Annotated in this window: 17 protein-coding genes; 8 read left to right on the top strand and 9 right to left on the bottom strand. The window is 43.5% G+C overall.

Translation table 11 applies throughout. From position 1 onward, the window contains the following. Positions 1-44: 44 nt before the first annotated feature. Positions 45-1,157 carry an undecaprenyldiphospho-muramoylpentapeptide beta-N-acetylglucosaminyltransferase gene (gene murG, locus H6G03_RS10430; RefSeq protein ID WP_190464305.1) on the top strand — a complete coding sequence of 371 codons (1,113 nt, stop codon included), beginning with the start codon at positions 45-47 and terminating at the stop codon, positions 1,155-1,157. A gap of 247 nt (positions 1,158-1,404) precedes the next feature. Here the strand turns inward: murG and H6G03_RS10435 are convergent, their stop codons facing one another. The 3 genes from H6G03_RS10435 to H6G03_RS10445 all read right to left on the bottom strand — a co-directional run bounded on the left by H6G03_RS10435 (position 1,405) and on the right by H6G03_RS10445 (position 7,000). Further along, on the bottom strand, positions 1,405-2,595 hold the full coding sequence (locus tag H6G03_RS10435) for a low temperature requirement protein A (RefSeq protein WP_190464306.1): 1,191 nt from the start codon (positions 2,593-2,595) through the stop codon (positions 1,405-1,407). Positions 2,596-2,674: 79 nt separating this feature from the next. Then, positions 2,675-5,080: a CHASE domain-containing protein gene (locus tag H6G03_RS10440; RefSeq protein ID WP_190464307.1), complete on the bottom strand. Its 2,406-nt coding sequence runs from the start codon at positions 5,078-5,080 to the stop codon at positions 2,675-2,677. A 441-nt stretch (positions 5,081-5,521) separates the two neighbouring features. Then, positions 5,522-7,000: an RtcB family protein gene (locus tag H6G03_RS10445; protein ID WP_190464308.1), complete on the bottom strand. Its 1,479-nt coding sequence runs from the start codon at positions 6,998-7,000 to the stop codon at positions 5,522-5,524. Positions 7,001-7,011: 11 nt separating this feature from the next. On the opposite strand from H6G03_RS10445, the gene H6G03_RS37535 reads away from it, so the two are divergent. Further along, entirely contained in the window at positions 7,012-7,239 is a 228-nt protein-coding gene (locus tag H6G03_RS37535) for a hypothetical protein (RefSeq protein WP_206756622.1), read from the top strand. Positions 7,240-7,315: 76 nt separating this feature from the next. On the opposite strand, the gene H6G03_RS10450 is transcribed toward H6G03_RS37535, so the two are convergent. After that, positions 7,316-7,717 (bottom strand): type II toxin-antitoxin system VapC family toxin, encoded by a 402-nt coding sequence (locus H6G03_RS10450; protein WP_190464309.1) that lies wholly within the window; start codon positions 7,715-7,717, stop codon positions 7,316-7,318. After that, positions 7,714-7,929 carry a hypothetical protein gene (locus H6G03_RS10455; RefSeq protein ID WP_190464310.1) on the bottom strand — a complete coding sequence of 72 codons (216 nt, stop codon included), beginning with the start codon at positions 7,927-7,929 and terminating at the stop codon, positions 7,714-7,716. Before H6G03_RS10455 ends, H6G03_RS10450 begins: the two co-directional genes overlap by 4 nt. A gap of 153 nt (positions 7,930-8,082) precedes the next feature. Here H6G03_RS10455 and fusA point away from each other — a divergent pair, with 153 nt between their 5' ends. From fusA to aqpZ, 4 genes are all read left to right on the top strand, one after another. Continuing rightward, entirely contained in the window at positions 8,083-10,146 is a 2,064-nt protein-coding gene (gene fusA / locus H6G03_RS10460; RefSeq protein ID WP_190464311.1) for an elongation factor G, read from the top strand. Positions 10,147-10,256: 110 nt separating this feature from the next. Then, positions 10,257-10,613 carry a hypothetical protein gene (locus H6G03_RS10465; protein ID WP_190464312.1) on the top strand — a complete coding sequence of 119 codons (357 nt, stop codon included), beginning with the start codon at positions 10,257-10,259 and terminating at the stop codon, positions 10,611-10,613. Between the two features lie 25 nt (positions 10,614-10,638). Beyond that, a complete protein-coding gene (locus tag H6G03_RS10470; RefSeq protein ID WP_242056989.1) occupies positions 10,639-11,724 on the top strand; it encodes an RNA ligase family protein in 1,086 nt (361 codons plus the stop codon). Between the two features lie 287 nt (positions 11,725-12,011). Next, positions 12,012-12,758, top strand: coding sequence for an aquaporin Z (gene aqpZ / locus H6G03_RS10475; protein WP_190464313.1), 747 nt, complete (start codon positions 12,012-12,014; stop codon positions 12,756-12,758). A 149-nt stretch (positions 12,759-12,907) separates the two neighbouring features. On the opposite strand, the gene H6G03_RS10480 is transcribed toward aqpZ, so the two are convergent. Further along, positions 12,908-13,273 carry a clan AA aspartic protease gene (locus H6G03_RS10480; RefSeq protein WP_190464314.1) on the bottom strand — a complete coding sequence of 122 codons (366 nt, stop codon included), beginning with the start codon at positions 13,271-13,273 and terminating at the stop codon, positions 12,908-12,910. Beyond that, positions 13,270-13,542, bottom strand: coding sequence for a hypothetical protein (locus tag H6G03_RS10485; protein WP_190464315.1), 273 nt, complete (start codon positions 13,540-13,542; stop codon positions 13,270-13,272). Before H6G03_RS10485 ends, H6G03_RS10480 begins: the two co-directional genes overlap by 4 nt. Before the next feature lie 211 nt (positions 13,543-13,753). Here H6G03_RS10485 and H6G03_RS10490 point away from each other — a divergent pair, with 211 nt between their 5' ends. Both H6G03_RS10490 and H6G03_RS10495 read left to right on the top strand, forming a co-directional pair. Next, positions 13,754-13,966 carry a hypothetical protein gene (locus tag H6G03_RS10490; RefSeq protein ID WP_190464316.1) on the top strand — a complete coding sequence of 71 codons (213 nt, stop codon included), beginning with the start codon at positions 13,754-13,756 and terminating at the stop codon, positions 13,964-13,966. After that, positions 13,963-14,247 carry a type II toxin-antitoxin system RelE/ParE family toxin gene (locus H6G03_RS10495; protein WP_190464317.1) on the top strand — a complete coding sequence of 95 codons (285 nt, stop codon included), beginning with the start codon at positions 13,963-13,965 and terminating at the stop codon, positions 14,245-14,247. The genes H6G03_RS10490 and H6G03_RS10495 overlap by 4 nt, the downstream gene beginning before the upstream one ends. Before the next feature lie 225 nt (positions 14,248-14,472). Here H6G03_RS10495 and H6G03_RS10500 read toward each other — a convergent pair whose 3' ends face one another. After that, positions 14,473-14,838 (bottom strand): clan AA aspartic protease, encoded by a 366-nt coding sequence (locus H6G03_RS10500; RefSeq protein ID WP_190464318.1) that lies wholly within the window; start codon positions 14,836-14,838, stop codon positions 14,473-14,475. Beyond that, positions 14,835-15,107 carry a hypothetical protein gene (locus H6G03_RS10505; RefSeq protein ID WP_190464319.1) on the bottom strand — a complete coding sequence of 91 codons (273 nt, stop codon included), beginning with the start codon at positions 15,105-15,107 and terminating at the stop codon, positions 14,835-14,837. The genes H6G03_RS10500 and H6G03_RS10505 overlap by 4 nt, the downstream gene beginning before the upstream one ends. Between the last annotated feature and the right edge of the window lie 204 nt (positions 15,108-15,311).

A 15,311-nucleotide genomic window follows, 5' to 3' on the forward strand; every position in this document is an offset into this window, starting at 1 on the left:
GTAATATTTTGAGAGTTGGTGATTCGATCGCTTTTATTTAATTGATGCTAACTGACAAACAGAATTTGGATCGACAAGTGGCTTCCCCAGAAGGATCGCCCAAGGCGTCGCCGCGACTGCTAATTGCTGCCAGCGGTACTGGCGGACATCTATTTCCGGCTCTAGCTGTGGCAGAACAATTGCCAGATTACCAAATTGAGTGGCTGGGTGTTCCGAATCGACTAGAAAAACAGCTGGTTCCTTCTCAGTATCCTCTGAATACGATCGCTCTGGAAGGATTCCAGCAACGTTTTGGTTTGGGTACGCTGCGAATTGTGGCTCGTTTCGCCAATTCTATTCTTGTTTGTAGGAAACTGCTAAAACAGGGAAATTTTAACGGCGTTTTTACTACGGGTGGGTATATTGCGGCACCGGCGATTATTGCGGCGCGATCGCTCGGTTTGCCTGCCATTCTCCACGAAGCTAATGCTTTGCCTGGAAAAGTGACTCGATTTTTGAGTCCTTTATGCAGCACTGTGGCTGTGGGGTTTGAAGTGGCGGCGAAATACTTAAAACGCGCTAAGACAATTTATACTAATACGCCCGTGCGATCGCAATTCCTTTCGCCGCAAAAGCTAGATCTGCCGATTCCGGAGAACGTCCCTCTAATTGTAGTGTTTGGTGGCTCTCAGGGTGCAGTTGCACTTAACCAGCTGGTGCGGGAATGCGCTAGTACTTGGTTTGATGCTGGTGCTTGGGTTGTCCACCAAACGGGAGATAAAGATCCAGATGCCGCGACGCTTGAGCATCCGCAGTATATCCAAGTGCCATTTTATGACAATATGGCTGGACTGCTGCAACGCGCTAATTTAGCAATTAGTCGCGCTGGTGCCGGTTCGCTGACAGAATTGGCGGTAACGGGAACGCCTGCAATTTTGATTCCTTATCCTTTTGCGGCAGAAGATCATCAATTTTTCAATGCGTCTGTGTTTAAAGATGCAGGTGCGGGATTGATATTTCGGCAATCGGAACTTACGGCAGAGGTGTTGAAAGGGGAGGTTTTGAGTTTGTTGCAAGCACCGGATAAATTGCAAAAAATGGCCGATGCTGCTGCTAGTTTGGCAGTAAAAGATAGTGCCGATCGCTTGGCAAATTTAGTGCGGCAATTGATTAATTAGCAATTTTGACCTAAATATTGTAGAGACGTTTCATGAAACGTCTCTACAGGCGATTGCGAGAAAGGGGGTCATCGAAGCGGTTTGGGATTATATCGTGTCCGGTTGCATCGAGAGTACATGAGTGATGCGAAAAATTGTCTGCTGGAATCGAGGGTTAAATTTTAACCGCAGATGTAGACAGATGAACGCAGATAAACGCAGATAAGAGAGCGATTTTTTGAGGCAATCGATGTTACCGGACATGATATCAGCTATTTGCTTGAGGTAGAGATTGACGGTTTGCCAGGAGATCGAGAACAACTTGTAAAGCGCAAGCTAAAGCAACTAACACCATCAATACAATTGGTGAAAGATTTATGCCACCGATCGCGAGAATTAAAATAAAAGCGGCAGATCCGATGCGATAGGCGGCTAAAATTTTACCCCGATGCTTTGTTCCCACAATACAGGTAATCAGGTGGATGACGGCAAGGGAAATTAAGCAAATTGCGACAGCACCGCAGATCAGCCATCGTTCCGGAGATGGTAGTGCGATCGCTTTTTTGCTAGATACAATGATGTGTTCTACTCCGACACCAGTCGCTGCAATGCCGATCGCCAGGGGTAAATGAGAATAAAGCCATGTTAGACTGATCCCCATTTTGCCAGCTGCCATTCCTCGCAGGGGAGAACCATCAACGCTGTCAAAGTAAATCCACCACAAGCTAAAAGCGATACTCATAGCCAGCAAAGCGACGCCAGCAGATAAAATACCCCATTGCAATTGGGCGACTGCTCTGACTACACTTATGACTGCTTCACCCAAGACAATGATAGTAAATAGCCCGACTCTTTCGGGTACGTGGGAAAATGAAGGGGGTATTTTGGCAACTAATTTTCCTGCTGTTAGAGGGGTACCGAAATCGATAATTAGTGCCAATATCCAAAGTGCAAATCGCCAAGGAGGTGGAACAAAAATTGACAGCAGCCAAATTGCAACGGCGAGTGAAAAGCCTCTGGCGTACCAATTTGTCAAATTACGGGCGATGGCGACATGGTATCCAGCGATGAGATACTGGACAATCAAAATACCTCTCACGGTTATGTAGGATAAAGCAAAGCCATCTGAATTTTCGTTTAAGCCGTGATGGACGTTGACTGCTAAAACTGCGATCGCTACCATTTGCAGCAGTGTCAGCAGTCGGTGTCCTAAGTCGTCGGTGTCGAAGCGAGTGGCGTAAAAAGTTGCCCCCACCCAAGACCACCAAATTGGCACGAATAGCAGCACATAGCACAAAAAGCCCGATACGGAAAGGTGTCCGTCCAAATAATGCGCTACTTCTGCGATCGCTGCTACAAAGACTAGATCGTAAAATAATTCCAGCCAAGTAGCGCGGCGTTCCTCTTCCTCTTCTTCAAGAGTACGCAGGCGGGGAGGTTGCCAAAAACCTTTTGTCATCCCAGGATCTCCGAAGTATTTCTGGTTTCAATATATATTTAGCTGAAAATTGGACTTTATAGTGGAAAAATTAACAGTTTCAAAGCACGGGAATTTCAATCCAGAATTCTGCACCTTTTCCCGGTTCCGATTCACAACGCAGCACACCGCCATGCTTTTCCACCACAATTTGATAGCCGATCGATAAACCCAGTCCCGTACCTTTTCCGACAGGCTTAGTGGTGAAAAAAGGGTCAAATAGTCGTTTTTTTACTTCAGGCGTCATTCCGGGGCCATTATCAGCAATTTTAATGATAACTCGCTGAGGATAATCTACAATTGTAGTAGTAATTTTTATCCGACTGGGGTAACTTTTAATTTCGGCCTTAGAGCGCTGGGCATTATAACTATCTAAGGCATCAATAGCATTAGCGATGATATTCATAAATACCTGATTTAGCTGTCCGGCATAGCACTCTACCAATGGGAGTTTGCCATATTCTTTAATCACTTCAATGGCGGGATGCTCTGGTTTCGCTTTCAGACGATTTTGTAATATTAACAGCGTGTTATCAATGCCCTCGTGAATATCAACCTCCTTCATATCCGCTTCATCGAACCGAGAGAAATTCCGCAAGCTCAGGACAATTTGACGAATGCGATCGGCACCCATTTTCATCGAAGCAAGTATTTTAGGCAAATCTTCGACAAGAAAATCTATATCGCTGTCTTCAATATGCTCTTGAATTTCCCGATCGGGGTGGGGATAATGTTGTTGGTATAAGCGCACGAGTTCCAACAAAACTTGCACGTATTCATCAATGTGAGTTAGGTTGCCGTAGATAAAGTTAACTGGGTTGTTAATTTCATGGGCTACTCCCGCGACCAATTGACCGAGACTCGACATTTTTTCAGTTTGAATGAGTTGAACTTGAGCTTTTTGGAGTGCGTCTAGTGTTTGCTGTAGCTGTTCGGCTTTCTCGCGTTCCCGCAGTTCTGATTCGCGCAAGGCATCAAGAGCTTGTTTGCGATCGGTAATATCGTTATTAATTTCTAACATGGCAAAGATTTGGCCAAATTCATCTTTTTGTAAAGTCCAACGACTGGCAACGGTGATTTCTTCCCCATTTCGTTTAGTGTGAATTAACTCGCCCTCCCAATAACCGTCCTGTAGCAATAAAGCCATAATTTCTTCCAGAGGTTGCGGAAAAATTGTTTGCAATAATGAATGAATATAGTTACCCAAAGACTCAGCTTTTGACCAACCATATAACCGTTCGTAACCTTGATTCCAATAAATAATTTTATCGTCAAGATATCGAATTATAATGCTGTCATTAGCTAGATCCAGCATTTCCATATTTTGCTGCAACTTTTGTAGGGTTTCGCCCAATTGTTTGGCTTGTGCTGTACGTTCCTGTACGAGATATTCGACCTGGAAGGTATAACGCAAGGACATCATTATATAAATTGTTAAAAATATAGTTAACAGTAAACTGCTCGCCAAAGTTAATCCCGTTCTCCAGTAACTCTTGATGGCAATATATCCCGGTGCTGGAACGATCGCGATCGACCACTGACGATCGGCAAATTTGAGGCTACGGCTACAGAAAACAAAGTTATTCCAGCAAAGCGATTTATCAGCAATCTTTATAGGTACTTCGTGGCTGGTATCTGTGACGATTTCTCGATTTTTTGATTGGTAAAATGCTAGGAAGCGATCGCTAGCAGGAGCCGTCTCATCAAAAAGATAAAAATTGAAGCGATCTAACTCTAATCCCGGTAAAGCAACTTTGACAATATCAGCTATTTCAAAAACAGCAGTAACAACTCCTTCAAAGTTTTCCCGACGAGATTGCAGGTTGTTAACAGAAGTACCATTCCGGTAGACTGGTTGAAATGTTAAAAAGCCGAGTTTTCTGGTTGTAAAGATTTTAATTCGTCCGGTACTACTCATCGTTGCTGTATCGCGTGCCTTTTCCAAAGCAGCGCGACGTATGGGATCGGAAGCTAGATCGAAGCCGATGGCTGGATTCTGCCTATTTGAGGAACTTACATAGGTGATGGGGAAATATTCTGGGCGCTCTCCCGCTCTGACCATCTGGCCTTGGTCTCCGCTTTCTGTAATCTGGAAGTTGGGATAACCTTCCGTTTGCACTGCTTGCTCGAAAGCTTGTCGTTCGCCTGCCAATACCCGCTGCGACCAATTAAATCCCAGGATGCTGGGATACTTTGCCAGGAAATCTTCCACAAAAATTTTAAATTCCTGCCGATCGACTTTTCCAGATGCTGCATACAACTTGCCAGTTGCTTGCAGCATTCCCAAATTGGTGTCTATACTTTGCTGCAAGGCAGTTGCCAGCTTGTCTGCTTGGTTTTTAAACTGAGCTTTTTGGTTTTCTGTTTCCCATTTCCCCACAGTTAGGCTAGCGACAAGGGATAAAAAAATACCCGCGCACAGCATCAGCAACGCTGGAGTGTAATGGCGCTTTTTAGGTAAAGCCATATAGTATGAACTTAGCCTTTGGCTAGTAGTGCTGTTATTTGAAAAGTAGATGGTTTCCTATCGGAGGCGATCGGCTTTGGGCCACTAGACCAGATGCGAATTTCGATCGCAGCTGGCACCATGTAAGAAGGCCGATGCCCTTAAGTGATTGCTACCCTGATATTAAGTAATATTTTCATCAATTGAGAAGCAATGGATGAAATCAGTGGGCCATCATGCCAGTACGCAACGAGTTCGTTGAGATTCATTAGACATCTCCTTCAAAAGAATCTCAGAGACAGGCAGGATGCCTATCCCACAAGAATTTTTGGAGATGTCTATTGAGCAAAGTAAAGCTAAATAAGAGATTGCTTTGTGGCGATCGTGACAAGATTGGGTTAAAAATCATATATAAGTCTGAAAAAAGTAAGGTAAGCATTGCCCACCTTACTTTTAAGGATGCTACGCTTTAAAAGTCAACACGGGTTTCAGACGCGCCACTACACCAACCAAACCAGCTGCAATTTGAACATCAATTACTGGCTGAATTGGCTTATAAGCTGCGGGTGCTTCTTCGATTCTGCGTTCCTCCCGCAGAGTGATGCAATCTACACCAGTTAAACCCAAAGCCTCCTCACTTTTATCTGCACCTTCACGATTGAGATCGAAACGCGATCGCACTCTTCCCGCACCATGAGAAGCAGAAGAAAGAAATTCAGAATTTCCTTTCCCAATCAGCAGATAAGAAGTTGTTCCCATCGAACCGGGAATAATTACTGGTTGTTGCGGATGCGCGGGACAAGCACCTTTACGAATTACCCAACGATTACCTTCAAAAAGAGTAATATTGTGAGGTAAATCGTAAACTAAAGGTGCTGCCAAATCTCCATAAACTTCCCGCAATCGCAAACGCAATAATTCTGCCAATAAAAGACGATTGATAAAACCGTAATTGGCAGCAGTTGCTTCTGCTTGCAGATATTCCCTGACTAGGTTGGGATTGGCTGTTACGGAAAGAGGAAAAAGGCGATAATCGGGATATTTGAGATGTTTTGGCCATGCAGATTGTGCGCGATCGCGCCACATTCCCCCAATATATTTGCCCACATTGCGAGAACCGGAATGGATCGTAAAAGCGAGTTGTCCTTGACGCACACCCCAAACGAAAGCAGTCGCCTTGTCTTCGATTTCTTCTACTACCTGAATTTCGACAAAATGGTTGCCTCCTCCAATGGTAGCCAATCCACCATCGCGCACGATTCCGGTGTCGGGAACGAGTTCTTCTGGTGCCCATTTCCAGTCACCATTCATCGAACCGCCCAAATATACCCGGTCAATTTCATCCGCCAATTGATGTAAATTTGACTTAACGATGCTACCCGTAGGCGCATCCAACATCGCATCCAACCAACCCGGAATTCCGTACTGAAAAAGAGCGCGACTGGTTTTAGCTGTCATGGCGACATCGCGAGTACCGAAGAAGTAATCGCCTTTCATCAATTGCACAAAGCGATCGCGTTTTTGCAGGAACTTCTCCAGCGACAAATCCGCAACGTGCAATCGCATTCCGCAGTTGATATCAGAACCGACAGCAGCGGGAATAACCATCCCTTCTGTTTGCACGATCGAGCCTATAGCAACTCCAGCATCACCGGGATGAAAGTCTGGCGTTGCACAGCACTTGCACACAAAACCGCCTGCGGGATGGCGAATTTGTGCCAGATTTGCTAACTGCTTGAGTGCTTTTGCTTCTACAGGAAAACCTTCCGGGAGAAGGATTTCCGCAGTTTTGGCAGAGGTATTTGTAGGACAGGCATCTTGCCTGTCAAACTCAGAGGAATCCTTGAGGCGAACAGAGTAAGTGCGATCGTTGTAAGTTACATCTAGCCCCTGTTTAGCCAAAGCTTGAAGGAGGCGTTTGAAATTTTTCGGCTGCTGCATATATAAATAGTGTGTTGCAGGTCGAAGGCGACCCGAATCGAGTGAAGAGATTAGGTGACTTTGGTTCAGCAGCCGCAGTCTGGTTTCTTTATATTAAATCATCTTTGTTTGGGATAATTCCCGATCGCGATCGATCTAAAAAATCTATGAGTCTGATTCGTTCTCTTGTGCTGCTACAGGCTTTGCTTTCCCCAAGCGATAAGCTGTCAGGGGACTGTTGCGGATGTCTAGACAGCTAAAATTTAACAACAGAGGCTAGTTCATCATTGCTAAACAGCGTTGCAATCAATTCCAGCTTAGCACGCGCCAAAATTATCATGGTTTCTTTTTCAAAGTTTTCACATGAGGATAATTGAGAATCTTTTCGTCTGCGGTCAACAATGAGCAGTCGTAACTTCTCGCAGTAGCAACAATTATTTGATCGGCTGGATCGCGATGAAAACTACCGGGTAACTGCGTTGAATCCAAGGCAATACGCCATGTAAGGTCTAGCAGGCAAATACCGGGGTACGCCAAAGCTTGCTCAAACCACTCTTCAATTGAACAAGGTAATCTTAGTCGGTTGTATTCCACCAACTTCGCAACTTCCCAGCAGGAAATGATGCTGATACCAAGACCATCAGCCTCATATTCATTTATCCATCCGAGATGATCTTCTGTTAATCGAGCATCGCTATGAATCCACCAAACCCAAATATGTGTGTCTAGAACTATCATTCCAAAACGCTCCAATCTTCCTCTGCAACAGGTGCGGTTGGATTGTCATAAAGTATAGGCGTACCCCGTAAAGGGTAAAGATTTTCTGTACTTAACTTTGCAATCCGTGCCAAAACGATTACCTCTACTGAATCGCCAGCATAGAAAGGTAAATCGTTGAGTGTGAGTGTTCCGTCCTGAGTTAGGGTAGCCTTGACGCGATGGGCGTTCATTGCTAGTGCCTCCATTAAGTTTTGTCAAGCATTATTATATGCCGATAACAGGTTGTCCATCTACTTGAATTTTATTGTAGTATATCGTAGTATAAATATTATTGCCGCACAAGTGGCAACTATCTTTTCATCGCTCTAGCAAGGAGCAAGTCTATGATTCCCCTCAAAAACATACGCAACATCGGAATTTCTGCTCACATCGATTCTGGTAAGACAACTTTATCGGAGCGCATCCTTTTCTACACTGGCAGAATCCACAAAATTGAGGAGGTGCGTGGCAACGGAGATGGTGCCACGATGGACTTTATGGAGCTAGAGCGTCAGAAGGGTATTACGATTACTTCTGCCGCTACAACTTGCATTTGGAACGATACCCAAATCAACTTGATCGATACTCCGGGTCACGTAGATTTCACCATAGAAGTTGAGCGTGCTTTGCGCGTTCTCGATGGTGCAATTATGGTGCTTTGTGCTGTTGCTGGCGTGCAGTCGCAGTCTATTACGGTAGACCGACAAATGAAACGCTATCGAGTACCGCGCATTGCTTTTATTAACAAAATGGATCGTTTGGGTGCAGATCCATTTCGCGTTGTCCAAGCGCTGAAAGATAAGCTGAATTTGAATGCTTTACTGCTTCAGTATCCCATTGGCAGCGAGGATAAGTTTGCTGGTGTCATCGATTTAATTGAGATGACGGCGAACTATTTTGAAGGAGAAAAAGGAGAAGATAGAGTTGTTCGACCTATTCCCGAAAACCTGCAAGCAGAAGCGACAATAGCTAGGGAAAAAATGCTCGATCGCCTTTCCATGTTTTCCGAACAAATGATGGCGAAACTGCTGATGGAGGAAGAAGTTCCTCAAGAGATGATTTGGGAAACGATTCGACAGGCAACATTAAGTCTTGAGCTAACACCCGTTTTGTTAGGTTCTGCCTTCAAAAACAAAGGCGTGCAGAATTTGCTGGATGCTGTAACTCTCTACTTGCCATCACCGATCGATCGGGAAGTAGTGAAAGCGTTTGATGTCAAAACAGAGGAAAAAATCAATGTTTACGCTGACAGAGATGGGCCTGTTGTGGCGCTAGCTTTCAAAATTGCCGATGACGAACAATCGGGACAATTAACTTACACGCGCATCTATTCCGGAACGCTGCGGAAGGGAGAACGCATCCGCAATACCCGCACGAACAAATCCATTTCTGTAGGACGGTTTGTGCGAATGCACGCCGACAAACGCGAAAATATCGAAGTTGCCGCAACGGGTGATATCGTAGCATTAGTTGGTGTTGATTGCGCTTCTGGCGATACCTTCTGTTCGGAAGGAATAAATGTTTCTTTAGAAGGGATGTTTGTTCCCGATCCGGTGATTACTTTGGCAGTTACGCCGAAGCACAAAGAAGATAGCGATCGCGTCTCGAAAGCACTCAACCGTTTTATGCGCGAAGATCCGACTTTCCGCGTCAGCATCGATGCGGAATCTAAGGAAACTTTGATTTCGGGAATGGGTGAATTGCACCTAGAAATCTACATCGAACGCATCAAGCGGGAATACAAAGCGGAAGTTTATGTTGGCGATCCGGCGGTAGCTTATCGCGAAACGATTTCGCAAACAGGAACTTTCGATTATTTACTGAGAAAGCAGACAGGTGGTTCCGGTCAATTCGCTCATGTAATTGGTAAAATCGAACCTTGCCAAGAAACATTTGCGTTCGAGAGTAAAGTCGTCGGCGGTGCAATTCCGAAAGAATTTATCCCCGCTTGCGAGAAAGGTTTCCGCGATGCAATTAACAGCGGACTTTTAATCGGTTATCCGGTAACTGGGGTAAAGGTAATTCTAGAACACGGTAGTTACCACAGGGAAGATTCTTCGGAATTAGCTTTTCGATCGGCTGCTCATTTTGCCTTTGAGCAAGCATTCCGAAAAGCTCATCCGATTATCCTCGAACCGATTATGCTGGTGGAAGTGGAAACACCAAACGAGTATCTCGGACGAGTGCAGGGAGATATTTCTTCTCGTCGCGGTTTGTTGTTAGGTTCGGAGACAATGCAAGGATATTCTGTTATCCGTGCAGAAGTTCCGCTGAAGGAAATGTTCGGTTATTCGACAGATTTGCGATCGAACACTTCCGGACAAGCTAGCTTCGCAATGGAGTTTGCAGAATATCGGCAAGTTCCAGCTAGTTTGCAACAGCAACTGGTTGCACATGGCGCGAGATGACCTCTCCCCCAACCTTTAAAAGAGCGAGGAGAGGGGAAAAAAGAAACCCGGTTTCTTGAAGAAACCGGGTTTCTGGACTCAACGATGCAATCCTGATGCAGAGGATAGTTATGGTACAAAAAAATACTCTGAAAGAACGTATTGAAAAGATTATAGGAGCGTGTCCTAATGCGGAAAATGATTATCTTGAAGCAACTGATTGGTTATACGATATAGATGCCGATAAAATAGATAAAATTATAGCTGATTTTGAAATCAAGTACGAAAATGTGTTAAAAGAATGTATTCAAATAATTGGCGATCCGACCTACAACGAAAAAACGAATCGATCGCTAATTGATGAATGGTATCCAGAAGCAATTAGAATCTCTTGCTGGGAAATGAGCGATCGGCTTTTTTATCTCTCTCTTGAACAGCACGATACTGAAACGCCTGTTAGTATTTTAATTGCTTGTAAGATACCCTAGTTCGTCAGTTTAGTAATTACTAATTATGGATATGGTTGAGAATAATTTAACGAGTTGGGATTTTATCAGCTATGACAAAATTCCTGAGACTCCAAAACAATGGAATCTCACGGAATCGAATTATCGAGCTTTTAAGAAAACCGATTGGGTGGTAACAGAAAAGATTCACGGCGCTAATTTTGCGATCGTCACCGATGGCGAGAATGTTCGCTTTGCCAAAAGGAAAGAATTTTTGCCGCCAAATGAAGATTTTTTTGGCTTTAAATCCCTGGAAAGTCAATTAGTCGATCGAGTTAAAGAAATTTTCAGGATTATCCAGGTAGAAAATTCGGAATCGGCGATCGTTTTTGTTTATGGTGAACTATTCGGTGGAGAATATCCTCACCCAGAAGTTTCTCCCGTTCCCAACGTGCAAGCAGTTCAAACTGGCATTTATTATTCCCCCAAAATTGAATACTGTGCTTTCGATATTGCTGTTGGAGAATTTGGCAATCCATCTGCACGCAATTACATGGATTATCATAAAGCAATTAAAATTTGCGATCGCGTAGGGATGATGTGCGCTCAACCGTTGTTTGTTGGCAAATACGAGTCAGCCATTACCTATAATATAGAATTCGATTCTACTATACCTGCCTTGTTAGGATTACCCAAGTTACGATCGCAAAACAAGGCAGAAGGTGTGGTGATTAAACCTATCCAATCAATTTATTTGCAAACTCCGAAAGGAATAATTCGACCGATACTGAAGAGAAAGATAGCAGAATTCGCCGAAGATAGCCGATTTCACCAAGCAAGAAAATGGAATCATCAGATAAACGCAACTACCAACCAAACGTTGAGTTTAGAAACTGAATTAGAGCAGGAAATACTGGCACTGATAACGGAAAACAGGTTGAATAATGCCATCTCAAAAATTGGTAGACTTGACGGACGCGAAATAAAAAATAAACAGATGCTTCTGCAATCGTTTATAAATGATGTCCTGGAAAGCTTCAATGAAGATTATGCAGACATTTTCAACACTATTAACGACCGAGAAAAACAAAAAATCATAGAAAAATTAAATCGAGAGGCGCAAAGATTGGTTGATAATTACTTTCGTAAATAAGCAAATGCGGCTTGTCCATCAGGGGAAAAGGAAATCTCTGCTTTCGATACGGTTTATTGTTGAGCTTGTAGAGCGTGCCAGGATACCTAGTTAAGCGTGTAAAAATACTGACAAAGAAATATTTTGTGATTCAACAAATTGGCGATCGCTCACTATTAGCGTCATCAAATAAACGTTATTAAACTTTACTTGAACATCATCGCCGTTGCGTACCGGATTATCTTACTGTAATTTGTAGAACGTTTATATACTCAAATCGACATCTCGTAATTTTACAGAGGTTAAAAATGTCAATTGTAAAGCGGTGTTTGGCAGAGTTTATAGGCACGTTTTGGCTGGTTTTTGGTGGTTGTGGTAGCGCCGTGCTAGCAGCAACCTTTGTAGCAGATGCGGCAAAAATAAGTCCCGAAATATCATTTCCGTTAGGTATTGGATTAGTTGGCGTTTCCCTAGCATTTGGTTTGACAGTGCTGACGATGGCTTGTGCGATCGGTCACATCTCTGGCTGCCACCTAAATCCGGCTGTTTCCTTGGGATTGTGGGCAGGTAAACGCTTTCCCACTAACGATTTATTCCCCTACATTGGAGCGCAAGTGTTTGGAGCGATACTTGGTGCGGCGATTCTGTACGCGATCGCAACTGGCAAACCAGGATTTGACATCGGCGGATTTGCATCTAATGGCTATGGAGATCATTCTCCAGGTAAATATTCCTTACTAGCTTGTTTCCTGACAGAATTTGTTCTCACCTTTATCTTTTTACTTGTCATTTTGGGTTCTACCGATCGCCGTGCGCCGCAAGGTGTTGCTCCGATTGCGATCGGTTTGGCGCTAACCTTGATTCATTTAATTAGCATTCCCGTTACCAATACATCAGTAAATCCTGCGCGTAGCACCGGGCCCGCGCTTTTCGTAGGCGACTGGGCGATCGGGGAACTTTGGCTGTTTTGGGTAGCACCAATTTTAGGAGCATTAGCGGCAGGATTTTTATACTCAAAAGTGTTTGCCGAACCATTACTAGAAAGGAAAGATTGAGCAGACGAGGAAAAGATTTTTTCTAGTTTTAAATAAGTTTATTAAGGTGGGAATTACCCGCCTTACTTTTATTTTAAGCCTATCACTGATATAAACGCGAAGCCTATTTCGTCTTCAATTTTTCTAATTTTTGTCTAATCAATTGGCTATTACAACTCTTCAATTGTCACTAACCCGCCCTCAGTAAACTGCACTACAAGTTCATGTGCCTCCAGCAAGGCTGTTCCCAGTAATGGTCGCCTTCCTGTAGCAATTACATAAACTTCCCTCTCTTCCCCATTCCAGATAACAACTGCTTCATGGACTGGCAATAAAACCTGGCTATTGTCTGCTAAGTTTGCCGGGAGATCGTATATGAAAGGGAACCTCAATAATGAAACTGCTTCTGGGGGCAAACAAAGATGTCCAGTAAATCCTGTATCGATGACAAATTCAATCGGTATAGTTGAGCCATTGTAGAGCAAAAACGTCAACGTTACGGTTGCGTGTCTATCAGTCACGATACCAGAAATCACTTGTAAACACGCTCCATAACTCCACCGAATGACACCGCTACATTGTATCCAATGCGGATGCCGAAGAGACGAGCATTTGGATGTTTTTCGCTGAGTTTGCGGGCTGCTTTTAACCCAGTTTCATCAATTTCGTAGTCTCCTGATTCAAAGTCGATGATGACCATTTTGCCGATGTTTTCATCCACTTCCACTTGTTGACGGATGCTATTTTCGTACAATTGTTTTGCACGTTTCGCCACTTCTTCACGGCTGAGGAGGATTGTTTGCATAAGGTAAGTTCCGATCGCTACAGTAATTTTTACGAACTATTTTATCATATCTTACGGCTAACCAGAGTGGATATTGCGTACCTTATGAGTTTCGTAGCGACTGTCTTAAAATTCAAGCAAGCGATCGCACTTTTTTTGTATTGCTTAAAACACTGGTGGCTAGCTCGCTCTCAGGTAAGCTATAATTATGCAGAGTTTCTGGAGTCTGACAATGAAAACCTATAGCTTTGATGCCGTTTTGGAATTAGTGGAAGAAATGTCGGATGAAGAACAGATGGTTCTAATCGATTTGATCGGGCAACGACTAAAGGAAAAACGGAGAGATGAGATCGCTCTCAATATTGTTAGTGCTGAAGAAGAGTATTTGAATGGACAAGTATTCCGAGGCACAGTAAATGATATAATGGCGGAATTAAAACGATGAGAACTCTTGTCTTAACGTCTTCTTTCAAACGAGGTTTCAAATCGTTAATTCGCCAACAACCTGAAATGGAGGAAAAAATAGCTGCGCGATTAGAACTATTAGTAAACGATCCATTTCATCCGTCACTTAAGACTCATAAGCTGAAAGGTAAGCTATCTGGTGCATGGGCTTGTACTGTAGAGTACGACTGTCGAATAGTATTCAATTTCAAGAAATATTCAGATTCAGATGTTGAAGAAATCCTTTTAATTGATATTGGTAGCCATGACGAAGTTTATTGAGTTCATTATTTAAACAAAGGACGTAACTTTCTCCTCATTGAGGAGAATATAGAATTACTCTAAATCAATAAGCGATCGCTCTTTTTTTTGGGTAGGGGTGCGATCGCTCTCCTTCCAATCATCACATTGTTATGCTGGAAATAGATAAGATTGTGATTGGAAATAGATGTTGGGTTTCCTTGGTTTAAACTAAGCTAAAAGGAAGGGAGATCGCACTAATGGCTATTACAACTCTTCAATTGTTACCAGACCGCCTTCAGTGAACTGTACTACAAGTTCATGTTCCTCTAGCAACGCAGTTCCCAGTAAAGGTCTTCGCCCTGTCGCAAGTACCCGAACTTCTCTTTCTTCTCCATTCCATATCACAACTGCTTCATGGACTGGCAATAAAACCTCGCTGTTGTCTGCTAAGTTTGCGGGGAGATCGTATATGAAAGGGAACCTCAATAATGAAACCGCTTCTGGGGGCAAGCAAAGATGTCCAGTAAATCCTGTATCGATGACAAATTCGATCGGTATAGTTGAGCCGTTGGGGACGATAAATGTCAATGTGACGGTTGCGTGTCTATCAGTCACGATGCCAGAAATCACTTGTAAACACGCTCCATAACACCACCGAATGATACAGCTACATTGTATCCAATGCGAATGCCAAAAAGACGAGCATTTGGATGTTTTTTGCTAAGTTTGCGTGCTGCTTTTAAGCCAGTTTCATCTACTTCGTAGTCTCCTGATTCAAAGTCGATGATGACCATTTTGCCGATGTTCTCATCCACTTCCACTTGTTGACGGATGCTATTTTCGTACAATTGTTTTGCACGTTTCGCCACTTCTTCACGGCTGAGAAGGATTGTTTGCATAAGGTAAGTTCCGATCGCGACAGTGATTTTTACGAACTATTTTATCATATCTAACGGCTAAACAGGGTGGATATTGCTTACCTTATGAGTTTCGTAGCGGCTGACTTAAAATTCAAGCAAGCGATCGAGTCCCACGCACGGAAGAAAACATTGTAAACATCTTTGCTTTGCGGTATAATAAAAAAACTTATCCAGCGCAGTATT

It is taken from the genome of Aerosakkonema funiforme FACHB-1375, from assembly GCF_014696265.1.
In the GTDB taxonomy this organism is placed as follows: domain Bacteria; phylum Cyanobacteriota; class Cyanobacteriia; order Cyanobacteriales; family Aerosakkonemataceae; genus Aerosakkonema; species Aerosakkonema funiforme_A.

Bases quoted from the DNA above. Each gene is read 5' to 3' on its own strand.
- H6G03_RS10465 (WP_190464312.1), top strand. From the start codon at position 10,257: ATGGTACAAAAAAATACTCTGAAAGAACGTATTGAAAAGATTATAGGA.
- murG (WP_190464305.1), top strand. From the start codon at position 45: ATGCTAACTGACAAACAGAATTTGGATCGACAAGTGGCTTCCCCAGAA.
- H6G03_RS10455 (WP_190464310.1), bottom strand. From the start codon at position 7,929: ATGAACGCCCATCGCGTCAAGGCTACCCTAACTCAGGACGGAACACTC.
- H6G03_RS10495 (WP_190464317.1), top strand. From the start codon at position 13,963: ATGAGAACTCTTGTCTTAACGTCTTCTTTCAAACGAGGTTTCAAATCG.
- fusA (WP_190464311.1), top strand. From the start codon at position 8,083: ATGATTCCCCTCAAAAACATACGCAACATCGGAATTTCTGCTCACATC.
- H6G03_RS10505 (WP_190464319.1), bottom strand. From the start codon at position 15,107: ATGCAAACAATCCTTCTCAGCCGTGAAGAAGTGGCGAAACGTGCAAAA.
- H6G03_RS10470 (WP_242056989.1), top strand. From the start codon at position 10,639: ATGGATATGGTTGAGAATAATTTAACGAGTTGGGATTTTATCAGCTAT.
- H6G03_RS10485 (WP_190464315.1), bottom strand. From the start codon at position 13,542: ATGCAAACAATCCTCCTCAGCCGTGAAGAAGTGGCGAAACGTGCAAAA.
- H6G03_RS10450 (WP_190464309.1), bottom strand. From the start codon at position 7,717: ATGATAGTTCTAGACACACATATTTGGGTTTGGTGGATTCATAGCGAT.
- H6G03_RS10445 (WP_190464308.1), bottom strand. From the start codon at position 7,000: ATGCAGCAGCCGAAAAATTTCAAACGCCTCCTTCAAGCTTTGGCTAAA.
- H6G03_RS10490 (WP_190464316.1), top strand. From the start codon at position 13,754: ATGAAAACCTATAGCTTTGATGCCGTTTTGGAATTAGTGGAAGAAATG.
- H6G03_RS10435 (WP_190464306.1), bottom strand. From the start codon at position 2,595: ATGACAAAAGGTTTTTGGCAACCTCCCCGCCTGCGTACTCTTGAAGAA.
- aqpZ (WP_190464313.1), top strand. From the start codon at position 12,012: ATGTCAATTGTAAAGCGGTGTTTGGCAGAGTTTATAGGCACGTTTTGG.
- H6G03_RS10440 (WP_190464307.1), bottom strand. From the start codon at position 5,080: ATGGCTTTACCTAAAAAGCGCCATTACACTCCAGCGTTGCTGATGCTG.